The sequence below is a fragment of the Streptacidiphilus cavernicola genome, from assembly GCF_042510955.1.
Lineage (GTDB): Bacteria > Actinomycetota > Actinomycetes > Streptomycetales > Streptomycetaceae > Streptacidiphilus > Streptacidiphilus cavernicola.
This window is the reverse complement of record NZ_JBHFAB010000001.1, coordinates 214,743-228,570: the sequence shown is the minus strand read 5'-3', so window position 1 is coordinate 228,570 and position 13,828 is coordinate 214,743. Positions and strand designations below refer to the sequence as shown.

The 13,828-nt window shown below is 71.2% G+C and carries 12 protein-coding genes; 7 read left to right on the top strand and 5 right to left on the bottom strand.

The window, feature by feature from the left end; all coding sequences use genetic code 11:
* The first annotated feature begins 812 nt into the window (after nucleotides 1-812).
* Complete coding sequence (locus tag ACEZDE_RS01025) at nucleotides 813-1,070, top strand: hypothetical protein (protein WP_380530582.1); 258 nt, start codon at nucleotides 813-815, stop codon at nucleotides 1,068-1,070.
* Between the two features lie 230 nt (nucleotides 1,071-1,300).
* Here the strand turns inward: ACEZDE_RS01025 and ACEZDE_RS01020 are convergent, their stop codons facing one another.
* Nucleotides 1,301-3,181, bottom strand: coding sequence for an arabinofuranosidase catalytic domain-containing protein (locus tag ACEZDE_RS01020; protein WP_380530579.1), 1,881 nt, complete (start codon nucleotides 3,179-3,181; stop codon nucleotides 1,301-1,303).
* 395 nt (nucleotides 3,182-3,576) lie between these two features.
* Here ACEZDE_RS01020 and ACEZDE_RS01015 point away from each other — a divergent pair, with 395 nt between their 5' ends.
* Both ACEZDE_RS01015 and ACEZDE_RS01010 read left to right on the top strand, forming a co-directional pair.
* The gene (locus tag ACEZDE_RS01015) at nucleotides 3,577-4,809 is read left to right on the top strand and encodes a GH12 family glycosyl hydrolase domain-containing protein (protein WP_380530576.1); all 1,233 of its coding nucleotides are present in this window, start codon (nucleotides 3,577-3,579) and stop codon (nucleotides 4,807-4,809) included.
* Between the two features lie 307 nt (nucleotides 4,810-5,116).
* Complete coding sequence (locus ACEZDE_RS01010; RefSeq protein ID WP_380530573.1) at nucleotides 5,117-7,252, top strand: hypothetical protein; 2,136 nt, start codon at nucleotides 5,117-5,119, stop codon at nucleotides 7,250-7,252.
* Here the strand turns inward: ACEZDE_RS01010 and ACEZDE_RS01005 are convergent.
* The gene (locus ACEZDE_RS01005; protein ID WP_380530570.1) at nucleotides 7,236-8,543 is read right to left on the bottom strand and encodes a hypothetical protein; all 1,308 of its coding nucleotides are present in this window, start codon (nucleotides 8,541-8,543) and stop codon (nucleotides 7,236-7,238) included. The genes ACEZDE_RS01010 and ACEZDE_RS01005 overlap by 17 nt on opposite strands.
* A 521-nt stretch (nucleotides 8,544-9,064) precedes the next feature.
* Between ACEZDE_RS01005 and ACEZDE_RS01000 the strand changes: the two genes are divergently transcribed.
* The gene (locus tag ACEZDE_RS01000; RefSeq protein WP_380530568.1) at nucleotides 9,065-9,232 is read left to right on the top strand and encodes a hypothetical protein; all 168 of its coding nucleotides are present in this window, start codon (nucleotides 9,065-9,067) and stop codon (nucleotides 9,230-9,232) included.
* 288 nt (nucleotides 9,233-9,520) lie between these two features.
* On the opposite strand, the gene ACEZDE_RS00995 is transcribed toward ACEZDE_RS01000, so the two are convergent.
* Complete coding sequence (locus tag ACEZDE_RS00995; RefSeq protein ID WP_380530565.1) at nucleotides 9,521-9,952, bottom strand: hypothetical protein; 432 nt, start codon at nucleotides 9,950-9,952, stop codon at nucleotides 9,521-9,523.
* A 202-nt stretch (nucleotides 9,953-10,154) separates the two neighbouring features.
* Between ACEZDE_RS00995 and ACEZDE_RS00990 the strand changes: the two genes are divergently transcribed.
* Nucleotides 10,155-11,411: a sensor histidine kinase gene (locus ACEZDE_RS00990; protein ID WP_380530562.1), complete on the top strand. Its 1,257-nt coding sequence runs from the start codon at nucleotides 10,155-10,157 to the stop codon at nucleotides 11,409-11,411.
* Nucleotides 11,399-12,049 carry a response regulator transcription factor gene (locus ACEZDE_RS00985; protein ID WP_380530559.1) on the top strand — a complete coding sequence of 217 codons (651 nt, stop codon included), beginning with the start codon at nucleotides 11,399-11,401 and terminating at the stop codon, nucleotides 12,047-12,049. The genes ACEZDE_RS00990 and ACEZDE_RS00985 overlap by 13 nt, the downstream gene beginning before the upstream one ends.
* Nucleotides 12,050-12,103: 54 nt before the next feature.
* Here ACEZDE_RS00985 and ACEZDE_RS00980 read toward each other — a convergent pair whose 3' ends face one another.
* A complete protein-coding gene (locus ACEZDE_RS00980) occupies nucleotides 12,104-12,496 on the bottom strand; it encodes a hypothetical protein (protein ID WP_380530556.1) in 393 nt (130 codons plus the stop codon).
* Entirely contained in the window at nucleotides 12,493-12,777 is a 285-nt protein-coding gene (locus ACEZDE_RS00975; protein WP_380530553.1) for a hypothetical protein, read from the bottom strand. Before ACEZDE_RS00975 ends, ACEZDE_RS00980 begins: the two co-directional genes overlap by 4 nt.
* A 199-nt stretch (nucleotides 12,778-12,976) precedes the next feature.
* Between ACEZDE_RS00975 and ACEZDE_RS00970 the strand changes: the two genes are divergently transcribed.
* The gene (locus tag ACEZDE_RS00970; RefSeq protein ID WP_380530550.1) at nucleotides 12,977-13,762 is read left to right on the top strand and encodes an ABC transporter ATP-binding protein; all 786 of its coding nucleotides are present in this window, start codon (nucleotides 12,977-12,979) and stop codon (nucleotides 13,760-13,762) included.
* The last annotated feature ends 66 nt before the right edge of the window (nucleotides 13,763-13,828 follow it).

Below are 13,828 nucleotides of genomic sequence, written 5' to 3'. Positions count from 1 at the left end.
AGGGTTTCGCGGCGGCCGACCTGGCCCGGCTGCGCGGAGGGCTCGATGAGCGCGAGTTCCTTACGACCGGGGCGCGTTCGGCCTCGGACCTGCAGGAGCGGATCTTGAGGTAGAGCTCGATGAGCGTGCGGGGCGTGTGCGGGGCGTGTGCGGGCAGAACAGGCGGCCGACCCGGGCGATGGCCTCCTGGTAGGTGAACTCGGGTTTGGCGCGCACCTGGGTCTTGCTGAGGTTCAGGGCCGGGACGTAGCCGAGTCGGGGTTCGGCATGGGCTGCGGTCAGCAGGCTCGCGCTGTAGCCGAACTCCTTGTCCCCGCCTCCTCCTTTGTAGTGGTCGCCTGCGCTTACCTCACCCCCCGCCGGGGGCACTGAGGCCCCCCGGCCCGCGTGCTGCAGTCGAGCGCATTGCGTGGAGACACTCTGAACAATGGACCTTGTGGGTCCGAAGAAGGGCGTCCTGGTGGGACGGCAGTCTCTCCCCGGTGGAGTTCAGGAGCGATGCGGTAGCGCTGTTCGCACGGCGACCGGGAGGCGCGGGTATGCCGCGGGTCGCTGCGGATGGCGGGGTGACCGGCGAGGTGCTGTCCTGCGGTGGGCGGGCGGGCGAGCGGTCCAGGCCAGGCGGGCGGAGGTGGGCGCGTCGGAGCCGGCAGCGACGGTAGTAGCCGTCTGTGCGCTTTGCGGCCGCTCGCTGTCCGCCGCGACCTACTCCTGCAAGCAATCACCTCGACGGTTCGCATGTCGGGTCAGGGGCAGGTGATGAAAGCCCTGGCAGGCCGTACCTGCTGGGATCGTTGGGAGTTGGGTCTGGTATGGAATCGCAGCGCAACGTCATCTTCGAGGCCTTGACGGCGGAGGTCATCGACTCCCTGCCCGCGGACCGGTGGGCGGTGGCCCGCATCACGGCCAGCCTGGTCCAGGCGGACCCTGACCGTTGGCCTGTTCTTCCCGGCGAGGTGGATCTGCGGGAAGGGCGCTTCGGTTGCTGCCGCATGACGTACACGGTCAAGAGCGGCACTGTCGAGATCGAGGGGATCGGCTGGGTGGAGTCGCACGAGGTGTTCCGGTAGCCGAATCGCGGGGCCGTGGCCGGAGTGGAGTCCAGAACCGTAGTCCGAGGGTCGGTGGGTTGACGGGGAATCGCAGTGGTGACGTGGTGGCTGCCGATGACGTGGTCGTGGGAGCGGACGGGCTACTGCGGCGGTTGCCCCGTGCCCGGCGCAGCACGAAGCCGGCGGACGGGCTCCCCGGAGGGAGCCCGTCCGCCGGCTTCGGAGTGGTGCGGTGCGTGCGGTTGGCGTCAGATCAGCGGGAACTGCTGGGCGGCGGAGCCGTTGCAGGACCAGATCTGTAGCCGGGTGCCGTTGGCGGTGGCGCCGTTGGGGGAGTCCAGGCACAGTCCGGACTGGGGGTTGAGCAGCGAGCCGTTGGCCTGCTGGACCCACTTCTGGCCGCCGACGCCGTTGCAGTCCCACAGTTCGACCGGGGTACCGGCCGCGGTGCCGTCGCCGTTGATGTCCAGACAGCGGCCCAGTGTGCTCAGCGAACCGTTCGCCTGGTGGGCCCAGTGCTGGTCGACGGCCCAGGACTGGCAGTTCCACAGCTGCACCGCGGAGCCGTCGCCGCCGGTATCGTCCGCGGCCACGTCCAGGCACTGGCCGCCGGGACCGACTACCGGTGCGCCGCCGTTGACCGGGAACTGCTGGGCGGCGGAGCCGTTGCAGGACCAGATCTGCAGTCGGGTGCCGTTGGCGGTGGCGCCGCTGGGTGAGTCCAGGCACAGTCCGGACTGGGGGTTGAGCAGCGAGCCGTTGGCCTGCTGGACCCACTTCTGGCCGCCGACGCCGTTGCAGTCCCATAGCTCGACCTTGGTGCCGGCGGCGGTTCCGTTGCCGTTGATGTCCAGGCAGCGGCCGATGGTGCTCAGGGAGCCGTTGGCGTTGTGGGTCCAGTACTGGTCTTCGGCGTAGGACTGGCAGTTCCACAGCTGGACGGCCGTCCCGTCCGCGCCGGTGTCGTCGCCCGCGACGTCGACGCACTGGTTGCCGGGGCCGGTGATCTGCCCCTGCGGGCCGTTGGGGACGTTCGTCTCGCCGGCGTAGCCGACCGAGACGACGTTCGCCTGGACCGCGTTCTCGGCGGCGTCGGTCGGGTAGCCCGCGACCATCACGCCCTCGAAGAAGGTGCCCATGTTCCAGTTGCTGTTGTCGCCGCCGGTGCCCAGGATGATCCCGCCCTCCTGATGCATCGGGGTGTAGCCGCCGCGCGTCGGCAGCGCGCCGCTCCACCAGGTCGACAGCCCGCCGGACTGCGCGTTGCCGCCCTTGAGCGCGTACGTCGTCTGCCCGTTGTTCTTCAGGACGGCGGTGACGAACGCGCTCTTGTTGCCCGCGTTCGCGGTGTTGGAGCCGTTGTCGCCCTGGAACATGCCGTTCTCCATGTCGGCCTCGACCCAGGGGCCGGTCCCGGTGCACGGCGCGAAGTAGCAGGTGGTGGCGATGCTCACCGCGTCCATGTGACCGTTGCCGGTGTCGGCCGGGGTGCTCTCGGCGTTGCCGTAGTCAAAGCAGCAGGCCGAACCGACATGGGTACCGCTGGCGACCATGTAGGCACCCTCGGGCTGCCCGTTCACCGCAGCGCCCGACGCGGCCCCGCTGGAGCGGTAGCCCACACCCGGGGAGACCCAGATGCCGTAGACCTTGTGCCCGCCGGCCGTGACCGACAGCTCGCTCGCATCCGCCCCGCGGTCGGCCCCCATACCGGAGGTCCCGGCCGGACCGGGCAGGAGGTCGTTGTGACGCGAGGTCTGGTCGTAGATCCTGGTGATCCGACAGGTGGTGTTGGCGCAGAAGGAGTCCTGCTGCGCGGCGTTGGCGTAGCCGCCGGGGGCCAGCAGCCCGATGTCGGCGGTGCCGCCGTTCGACGCCCGGGTGACCTGGTACAGCGGGCCGTTGTACGCAGAGAACAACGCCCGCGTAGTGCTGTGCGCGGCGACGCAGGGGGTACCGGCGGCAGCGTAGATGTCGCACGGCAGTTGGGTGGCGGCCTGCGAGGTACCGGGCAAGCCCAGCAGCAGGGCGGCCACCAGGCCGATGACGGTGACGGCGGTCTTGATGACCCGACGCAGGCTGGTGGCGCCCCCGGTGGCGCGACGGCCGGCGGGGGCGGGGAGTCCTGGCATGTGCGCTCCGAGGTGTAGGTGGGGAGCTGCAGATTCCAACGTTGCAAAGGACGATCGAGCATGCCGCTGCACACTGTCAAGAATCTCGCCAGGAACCGTTGCGTAGGAATTCCTCGACCCCCTGGTTCTCCCAGCTCGGATGCGTCTTGTCGTTGTAGATCGCGGAGGGTGAGTGCTGGTGCGGTCGGATCACTGCGGCAGCCCGGTTCCGGCGGGGCGCCTATTTCAACGTTGTTCTCCTGTCGCCCGCATTCAACTCTTTTACGCGGTAGTGCTGTTGACAGGGCTCCTGGGCCCCTGGCTTCATGATGTCCGTCAGTCTGACCGGTCCTGTTCCTTCGTGCGGTAAATGGGAGCGCTCCCATTTCCGCCGCGACAGCAAGGTAGGTCTCATCGTGTTCGGATCCACCCTCTGGAGAAGGCTGCGCACCGCGGGCACGGCGGTCGTCCTGGCGGCCGCCTCGGCGGTCGTCCCGGTCGCCGCGGCCGGCCCGGCCCATGCCGACACCACCATCTGCGACCAGTTCGGCAGCACGGCGGTGTCGAACGGCGCGTACATCGTGCAGAACAACGAGTGGGGAGACTCGATCCAGCAGTGCATCGACGTCTCCAACGACGGCTTCAGCGTCACCACCGGCAACCACGACGTCGGGACCGGCGGCGCCCCCGCGGCCTACCCCTCGATCTACGCCGGATGCCACTACGGCAACTGCTCCAGCGGCAACGGGCTGCCGCAGCAGGTCTCCTCGTTCACCAACCCCCAGTCCAGCGTGGCGTTCACCACGGCTTCCGGTTCCTGGGACTCCTCCTACGACATCTGGTTCGACACCCAGGCCAACCCGTCCGGCCAGAACGACGGCGAGGAGCTGATGATCTGGGCCAACCACCAGGGGCCGCCGTCCCCGTTCGGGTCCAAGGTGGGCACGGTCTCGCTGGAGGGCGCGACCTGGGACGTCTGGGAGGGACGCCAGGGCAGCAGTCCGGCCTGGAACACCGTCTCCTATGTGCGTCAGTCCGGTACCAACGCGCTCACGGTGAACATCAAGGACTTCACCAATGACTCGGTCAGCCGCGGCTACCTGCAGCCGGCCTGGTACATGACGAGTGTCCAGTTCGGCTTCGAGCCTTGGCAGGGAGGCCCCGGCCTGGCCGTGAACTCCTTCTCCTACACCCCCAACGGCAGCGGGGGCACCGGCGGCGGGACCGGCGGTGGTGGCAGCAGCACCAGCATCGTCGGCCAGGGCAGCGGGCGCTGCCTGGACGACCAGAACGGCGGCAGCGCGGACGGCAACCCAGTCCAGCTCTACGACTGCTACGGCGGCACCGGCACCTGGCCCAACCAGCAGTGGACCCGCAGCAACGGCGCCCTGGTCAACACCGAGTCCGGCAAGTGCCTGGACGTCGCGGGGGGCGGCACCGCCAACGGCACCCAGGTGCGGCTGTGGAGCTGCAACGGCCTCGGCGCCCAGCAGTGGCAGGCGAACAGCAACGGCACCCTGACCAACCCCGAGTCGGGCAAGTGCCTGGACGCGGACGGCCAGGGCACCGCGAACGGGACCCTGCTGCAGATCTGGGACTGTTACGGCGGCGGCGGAACCCAGGCCAACCAGGTCTGGAGCTTCCGCTAGCGCAGGGGCCGACGGCGCGGGGCGCATCCGCGCCGTCGGCCCCGGCCGTCCGGCTCCCTCAGCCGTGCGTCGAGTCGAGCCCCTGCGCCGCCGCACACAGCCGGGTGGACACCGACTCCAGGAAACGGGTCACCACGGCACGCTCGGCGTGGCTTCTGTCCAGCAAGACGACTCCTTGAAACCCGGGGCACTGCCGCGACACATATGGGCGATGTCGCTCCTTGTCACGGTCATGTTCGTTACGGTTGCTGCCGGGCGGGGATGCGGGGCCTGCCCGGCGGGTGGACGCGGACGAGGGGCTGGTCTGGTGGACGCGGAGTTTCTGTCGGCGGTCGTGGCGTTTCTGACGGCACTGAACCAGGGAGTCGCCTCCGAGGCGGCCAAGGCGGTGACGGACGGCACCGCGCAACTGCTTCGCCGCTGCGCGGGCAGGCCGGTGGCGTTGCCGTCGGGGGAGGCGCAGGCCTGGGAGTCCGCACGCATGGCGCTGGCTGCGTCGGAGCAGCGTCCTGAACTGCGCTCCACCTTGGAGGCGTTGATGCGGGTGCCGCTGGGGGCGGCCGGTGACGGGCGCGTCCCCATGCTGCTGCCGCCGACGTTCTCGCAGTTCTTCTACGACCGGCGGGAGGCGATCAAGGCTCTGGACCGCGAGCACGGGCGTGCGTTCGCCGGGCGGGCCCGCCTGGTCAACCTGTGCGGGCCGGCCGGGATCGGGCTCACCTCGGCCGTGGCGTACTGGACAGCGGAGAACCTGTCCGCCTTCACCACCGGCGGCGTCGTCTACCTTCGCCTGCGGGGCGGTCGTGACGCGACGGCGGCGACGCAGCCGGTCACCATCCTGCAGCAGGTGCTCAAGGAACTCGGTGTCCCGGTCGGCCAGTTGCGTGCTGACCGGAAGACCCTGGCCGAACGCTATCGGCGGGAGGTCGTCGGGCGCCGACTGCTGGTGATTCTGGACGGCGTCCACGACCGGGCGCAGGTGAGCGACTTCGTCGTCGCAGCGGAGGGCCTGTTCACGGTCATGCTCAGCCGCGAGCCGCTGCTCGGCCTGGCCCGGCCGGTTCCGGTCGGTCCGCTGCCGACCGGGGACGCCCGCCGCCTGCTGCGGTCGCTCACGCCACCGGGGGCCGCCAAGGTGGCCCGTGCCGCAGAACGTCGCCAGCTTGCCCTCTGCCAGGGCTCGCCGTGGGCGTTGACCGCCATGGGGCCGGTCCTTCGCGAGCGGCCGCACCTCGCCACTGCCCGTGGCCGGACCGCCGATCTGCACACCGACGTACTGGACGCGCTCCACGGCGCCCTGTCGGATCCGAGTGCCAGGGCGTACCGGCTGCTGGGGCAGCATCCGTGGCCACTGCTCACTACGGCTCTGGCGGGGAGGATCCTCGGCGTGAGCGATGCCGAGGTCGTGCTGAAGGAGTTGACGGACCGGCAGCTGTTGGCCACGGTGGACGGACCGGTGCCCGGCTACGCGATGCCCGAGCACGTGCAGCGGCACGCCGCGCAGCTGTCCGAGCGCACCGACCGCCTGCCCGTCCGCACTGCCGCGCTGCGACGAGCCGTCGGCTACCTGCTCACCCGTGCGAGTGTGGCCGGCCACGCCGCCTTCCCCGACCGGTGGCTGCTGGGCGACCACCACGTGGGCAGCCGACAGCACACAGAGACGTATCCGTCCAAGGACGCTGCCCTGCAAGCCCTGGGGGACATGGCGGACAGCGTCATCGAGGGCGTCCGCGCCGCCGAGCAGCTCGACGACGCCGAATCCGCCGCGTACCTGTGCCAGGCGCTGTGGCCGGTGCAGCTCAACGCGGGTCTGGTCGCCGAGGCAGCCGTGGCTCTGGCCGTCGCCGTGCGTCTGGTGGACCAGCACCTGGCCGGCACCGCGCTCGCGGCGCGGATCCACGTCCAGTACGCGCTGGCACTGGACAAGCTCGGCCAGCCCGAGGGCGCGGAGCGACACCTGCGTACCGCCCTCGACTACGACCGCCGGTGCGGCCACTTCCGCGGCCAGGCCACGGCGCTGGAGTCGCTCGGACTGGTCCGCCTGGCCGACCCGCTCACGCGGGCCGAGGCGCTCGCCTTTTTCGAGCAGGCCGAGCAGGCCGCGGCCCACATCGCCGAGGGGACGGACGGCTTCGAGGACCTGCCCCGCATCCTGGCGCTGCTGACCCGGCACCGCGGCCGCGCCCTGTGCGACGATCCGGAGGCGGCCCGCTCCGTGCTCGGCGAGGCTCTGGTGAAGTTCGCCGGGCTGCGCAAGCCGGACCGGTACAACCAGGGCAAGACGCACATCGACATCGCCGCCACCCACATGAGCGAGGACCGACTCGACCTGGCAGCCGCCGCCCTGGACAGTGCGATCGAGCTGCTGACGGACCAGGCGGCGGCGGAACACCTCAAACTGGCCCGGAACCTGCGGGCTTCCTGCCTCAACCAGACCGTCTGACCTGCACTGACGTCACATGACGGCCGGTGTGCACCCGTAGCCCCCGCCGGACCAGCGTGCGAACGCCGCGGCCCTCCGCCAGCCATGCGTGGACGGCACTGGCGAGTGCTGCGGGGGCAGCACCGGCGGCGGGCGCGTCGTCGGCCGACAGCTCCAGGGAAAGGCCCTCGGTCGTGCGGAGCACGCACGTGCCTGGGCCCGTCACGTACACGGCCGTCTGGCAGTGGGGCCAGCGGGCCAGGATCTCGGCGCACCAGGCCGTCGGCGAACCCAGGCGTACGTCGTCGGGCCGGCCGTGACGGTGGATCACATCGGCGAGAGCGAGTGTGTGCACGTCCACGGTGTCCTCGTGCACCGCCGTGTGCACCGCACCGGCCACTCCCTCCGGCATCGGTCCGGCGAAGCGATGCAGCTGGACCTCGCCCCGACGCGTCACCCGGGTCGCCACCCGCAGGGGCACCGTGTGCTCGGGCGGCGTCCACGGGGGCAGCGGCAGCGGGTCCAGCTGCGCCCGCCGGTCGGGCTCCGGGACACCCACGAGGTCGTACAGCGCGGAGCGCAGCAGCTCCGCAGAACGGCCGGGTACGGAAGTGGTCAGCTCAGCGGGTTCGGTGAGCGGGCGGTGCGTTGTGATCAGGCGCTCCAGTTGGGGAGCCAACTGCTGTGCCAGGTCCAGCACGGGCGCGGTCCGGTTGAACCGGCCCACCGGGGAGTCCGGGGCGAGCAGGTCGAGGGAGCGGCGGGCCAGCACCACCGGCACTCCGGCTGCTGCGGCGTAGTAGGTCACCGATCCGCCGTCGCCCAGGACGGCATCGGCGGCGATCAGGGCCTGCCGCCAGTGCTCCAGCGGGTCCACCAGGGTCAGGCCCGCCCGCTGCGCCCGGTCCAGCCAGTACCGCACCTGGCCGGGGCCGTGGCCGTACCAGATGTTCGGATGCAGCACCGCCACGATCCGGTACTCGTCTGCGGGCAGTTCCTCGACGAGCCGGTGCAGCAGGTGGGGGAGGACGTCCCCGCCGTCGTCACCGAACAGGGACTGCGGGTTCCAGGTGGAGTTCAGCACCACCAGCCGCTGACCGGCGCGGACGCCGAACGCCCGCCGGAACCGCTCACGGTACTGACGCGCCGCGAGCAGCCGGTCGAAGCACGGATCGCCGCCCAGGACGGCGGCCTCCGCAGCCTCGGGACAGGCTGCCTTCAGACGTTCCACCTGCTCGGGATGGGAGAGCACCATCGCGTCGACGAACGGCCTGCCGTCCTCTAGCAGCCACTCGGGCGAAAGGCCGAACACGGCTCCCGGCTCCCGGCTCCCGGCTCCCGGCTCCCGGCTCCCGGCTCCCGGCTCCCGGCGTCGCTAGTTTCTTATTATATCCCACCCCATGGGACAGTATGGCCAATTTGCCTTGAATCAGGTGGAGTTGTCCACCAAGGCTCGCCGAAAGAGCCAGGTCCACCGGAGTCTCCAGCGCTTGCGTCCACGGGAGTACCGGTACCCCCACCTGGTCGAGCAGCGCCTGTACACCCGCCTGGAACGGGGAGGACCCGGTGCAGGTCGCGAGCAGTTGGACGCGAAGGTCGTCACGGAACAGCGGCAGCACGTCCAGCAGCCGCGTCGCTGAAGTGACGTTGTGGACCACGAAGAGCACCCGGCGAAGCGAGCCCCTGGTCGCCCAGCGCTCGGCGTCTGGCCCCACGGGCACGCGTAGCCACGTGGACTCAGCGGTAGCCAACCCGTTCGCTCCTCGGCCAGTCATGATCGGACTGACCAACGATAGCCACTGCCGGGCACACGGACACAAAGTCCACGCAACGATGTCGCCTGCATCCTCCGCTCGGCAACTCCCGGCCACCCGTATCGCCGCTGAGAACCCCGTCAGCAGGTATCGCGGCCTCCGGCCGAACATCAAGCGCGACTTCAAGGGCGGCATCGCCCGGATCGAGACCTGGCTGGAACTGCTGTCCGGGGACCAGGCCCTCTGAAGCGCTTCCAGGGCGGCAATGCTTGCCCCGGTCAAGGACCTGGGAAATCCGACGCGCCGCGCTGGGAACGGTACTTCGGACACCCCCGAACGCCGCAGCTCACCGGTACCCGCGAACGGCCCACCGACAAAATGCCCCCTGGTCTGCAGAAATGCAGGTCAGGGGCATTTTGTGCCCGCGTAACGAGATCACCGACTGGCGGAGGTACGCGCAGGGTGGCGGGCGCTCTCGTCGTCGGTGTCCCGGTCGCTGTGGGCGAGGCGTTCGCCCTGGTGGGCCGGCGCGGCGTCACGCGGGGCGGCTCAGCGCTCGTAGCGCCAGTCGGCCGCACAGCGCGGCGAGCGGCAGCTCGGCGCCGAGTGCCATGGCGACCGCGGTGGCGAAGTCGCCGCCCGGGGCCGCGGTCGTGGTGTCGAACCAGGCGTCCACCGCAAGCAGCGTCGCGGTCGCGGTCGCCGCCAGGGCGTGCCGCTGGTCGCCGCGGGCGGCGAGGAGGCCGGTGGCGATCAGGCCGAGCGCCTCCAGCGCGTCGAGCCCGACCCAGGCGACCGGCCAGTGCGCCGCGGTCGCGGTGGCCGGCAGGCCGGTGGCCAGCACGTACAGCCACGGCAGCAGGCCGAGCCCGCAGACGACCAGCAGCCCCCCGGCCCGCCGCATGCCCCGCGCCGGGCGCGGCTCCCGTGCCTCTTCGTGGAACGGGATCACCTCGGCGTCGGCCACTTCCTCATCGCACCAAGTCCGTTGACGCATCCTCTTCCCCCGGCTCTCCGTCGGCTGTTGCCTTCACGTGCTCCAGCCTCCGGTGTGCACGGGGGCGCCGTCACTCACGCAGAGTGCCGACCCGGGGTGGAGAAAAGTGCACCCCCGAACCGGGCGGCAGCGTCATGGCACAGGGATGGCCTGCGGCTTTACCGTGTGACGCATGCGACTCACGACGTGGCTGCGGCTGGTGCCGGGCCGGCCGTTCCGCGGGGCGGGGCGCCGGACCGCGCTCGTCGCCGCCGGCCTGCCGCTCCACCTCGCCGTGGTGCCCCTGTGGCTCTGGCTGATCGGCACGATGGCGGCGTTGGTGCCGGCCGTAGCTCCGCTGCCGGTGCTGCTCACGCTCGTGGTGACACCCCTGCTGACCGTCGGGCAGCGGCGGCGCTACCGGGCACTCGTCGGCAGGGACCTCCCGCGCCCCGCCGCACCCGGGCCCGGACGCAACTGGACGTCGGCGGTACGTCGGCTGACCACGCGGGCCCTGTGGCGGCAGGCCTGTTACCACGCCGTGGCAGGTCCCCTGCTGGCCGTCCTGGACCTCGCCGTCCTCGCCGTCTGGGCCGCCGCTGTCGTGGCCGCCTCCCTCTACGTGTGGATCTGGGCGCTGCCCCCGCAGTGGCGGGTCACCGACCTCGGGTACACCACGCAGGCCGCGTACATCACCGTCGGGGGTCTCGCCCTGCTGTTCCTCGGGCCCCGGCTGACCGGCGCTCTGGTGCGGCTGGAGACCCGGGCGGCCGAGGTCCTGCTCGGCCCCAGCCGCACGGACAAGCTGGCTCGCCGGGTCGCCGACCTCGCCGAGAGCCGGGCCGGCGTGCTGGACGCCGCCGACGCCGAGCGGCGGCGGATCGAGCGCGACCTGCATGACGGCGTGCAGCAGCGCCTCGTCTCACTCGCCGTCAACCTGGGCCTGGCCAGGTCCACCCTCGGCGACCTGCCGGAGGACGCCCGCAAGGTGATCGACGAGGCGCACCGCGAGGCGAAGGAGGCGATCGACGAGCTGAACAACCTGGTGCGCGGTCTGCATCCGGCCGTCCTTGAGGACCGCGGCCTCGACGCCGCGCTGTCCGGGGTCGCCGCCCGCCTCCCGATCCCGGTGCGCGTGGCGGTGGACCTGCCGCAGCGTCCCTCACCCACGGTCGAGGCCGTCGCGTACTTCGTGGTCTCCGAAGCCCTGACGAACGTGGTCAAACACGCCCGGGCGAGCCGGGCGGACGTGACCGTGGACCGGATCGGGGAGACACTGCTGCTGGTCGTCGCGGACGACGGAGCGGGCGGCGCGGATCCCGCGGCGGTCGGCGGCACCGGGCTCGCCGGGCTCGCCAAGCGCGTCGCGTCCGTCGACGGCACGTTTTCCTGCCGCAGCCCCGCCGGGGGGCCGACCGTCATCACCGTGGAGCTGCCGTGCGTGCCGTGATCGCCGAGGACTCCCTCCTGCTGCGCATCGGCGTGGTCAAGGTGCTGGAGGCGGCCGGATTCGAGGTGTGCGCGCAAGTCGCCGACGCGGAAGGGCTGCTGGATGCCGTCGAGGAGCACCGGCCCGACATCGCCGTGGTCGACGTGCGCATGCCGCCCGGCTTCACCGACGAGGGGGTGCGCGCCGCGCTGGTGATCCGCCGCCAGTACCCGCGTACCGCCGTGCTCCTGCTGTCGCAGTACGTGGAGGAGCGGTACGCGGCCGATCTGCTCGCCGCCAACACCTCGGGCGTCGGCTACCTGCTCAAGCAACGGGTCGCCGACGTCGAGGAGTTCGCCGAGGCGGTGCGCCGGGTGGCGGCCGGCGGCACCGCGCTCGACCCGCAGGTCGTCGCGCAGCTGCTGGTGCGTCGGCACAGCGATCCGCTCGACCGGCTGACACCGCGCGAGCGGGAGGTGCTGGAGCTGATGGCGGGCGGCCGGTCCAACTCCGGCATCGCCGCCGAGCTGGTCGTGAGCGAGAGCGCGGTCGCCAAGCACATCAACAGCATCTTCACCAAGCTCGACCTGCCCAAGGCCGACGCCGACCACCGCCGCGTCCTGGCGGTGCTGCGCTTCCTGGGCCTTGCGAGCGCATAGCGCGCGATCGCGCGGAGTGTGTCGGCCAGGGCTGCGGGTGCCTGCCAGGCCGGTTCAGAGGCCGGGGTGGTCGATGTCCACGGCGATGATTCCGTGCGGGTACGTCTCGGGGTGGTCGGTGAGGATGAAGTGCGCGGGTTGGCCGTGCTCCACCGGTGCCATGGCGGTGGCGATGGCGACGGCCATGCCCTGGGTCAGGTCAGGGTGCCGGTGCAGGATGTGTGCGGCGGCCAGAGCCGCGGCGGTGGAGAGTGGCTGGGGCATGATGCCCGGCTGTGCGGTGACCGTGTAGCCGGCGCCGGGGATCTGCTGCTCCGCCTCCAGGAGGCAGAAGGTGGGCACGATCAGTGCCTGGCCGGAGGTGCGGTTCGCGTCGTCGACCAGCCGGGAGACCGTCAGGTGGCTGTTCCAGAAGGCGCGGACCGCGCCGGTGTCGAGCAGGATCACGCGGCGGCGTCCCTGTCGCGGAGCAGTTGTTCGGCTGCGACGGCGTAGAAGCGCTCCAGGGCCCCCGTGCTGCTCGCAAGGTCCTCGTCGCTGGGTGGGTCGGGCAGGTGCTGACGCATTGCCTCGCGGCCTGCCCGCTGGCGTTCGGCCAGCTCCTGTTCAGTGAGCTGGGAGGCGGAGAAAGCTGCCACGAGCGCGCCGATCGTGGTCCCGCGCTCCGCGGCCAGCTGGGCGAGGTGGTCGCGGGTCTCGGTGGTGACCTGGATCGTGGTGTTCGCCATGACCTCACTCTACAGTCGTCCTACAGCGCCCGCTGTAGTAATCGGAGGATGGATGTTCCATCGGTGGGGGACGGTCCGGGGTTTGCGGGCGGTTCCACCCCTCGAACGCGTCGGAACGCAGTGCCCGGAGCGGCTAATGTGCCGATTGGTTCGGGTTGGACGGTGAGCGGGACGAAGGCGGGCTGTGGTGGTTGCTGCGGTGCTTCAGGCGGACGGCGTGGACGTGGTCCGGGGCGGGAACACGATCCTCCAGGGCGTGTCGCTCGCGATCGCACCCGGACAGCAGTGGGCGCTGCTGGGCCCGAACGGGGCCGGCAAGTCCACGCTGCTGTCGCTGCTGGGCGCGCGGCAGCACCCCACGCACGGGACGGTGTCCGTGCTGGGGAAGGCGCTGGGTCGGGTCGACATCCGCGAGTTGCAGCGGTACGTCGGCCATGTGAACCCGCGTCACCCGCTGGAGGCGCACTACACCGTGCGCGAGGTGGTGTTGACCGGGATCTTCGGCACGGTGCAGCGGCTGCTGCGCTGGCAGCCCACGGCGCACGAGGTGCACGAAGCCGACCGGCTGATCAAGCAGCTGGGGCTGGGTCACCGGGCCGAGGCCGACTGGACCACCCTGTCGCAGGGTGAGCGCGGTCGCGCACTCATCGCCCGCGCGCTCCTGCCGAACCCGCGGGTGCTGCTCCTGGACGAACCCGCCACCGGGCTCGACCTGACCGGCCGCGAACAGTTGATAGAGCACCTGGAGTCATTGCCAGTCACCCACCCCGAACTGGCCACTGTCCTGGTCACGCACCATCTGGAGGAACTGCCGCCCACGGTCACCCACGCGGTGCTTCTGCGTGGCGGACGCATGCTCGCGTCCGGTCCCGTCGATTCCGTGCTCACCAGCGAGGGCATCACGGCGTGCTTCGGCCACCCGGTCCAGCTCAGCCGCGAGGACGGCCGCTGGGCCGTCCGCACCAGCCGCAGCCGCCGGGCATAGCGGGGGAGAGCGCCGTCAGGGCCTCGTGCACGTACGCCCGCATCACGGGTCCACGGGCAGAGGGGA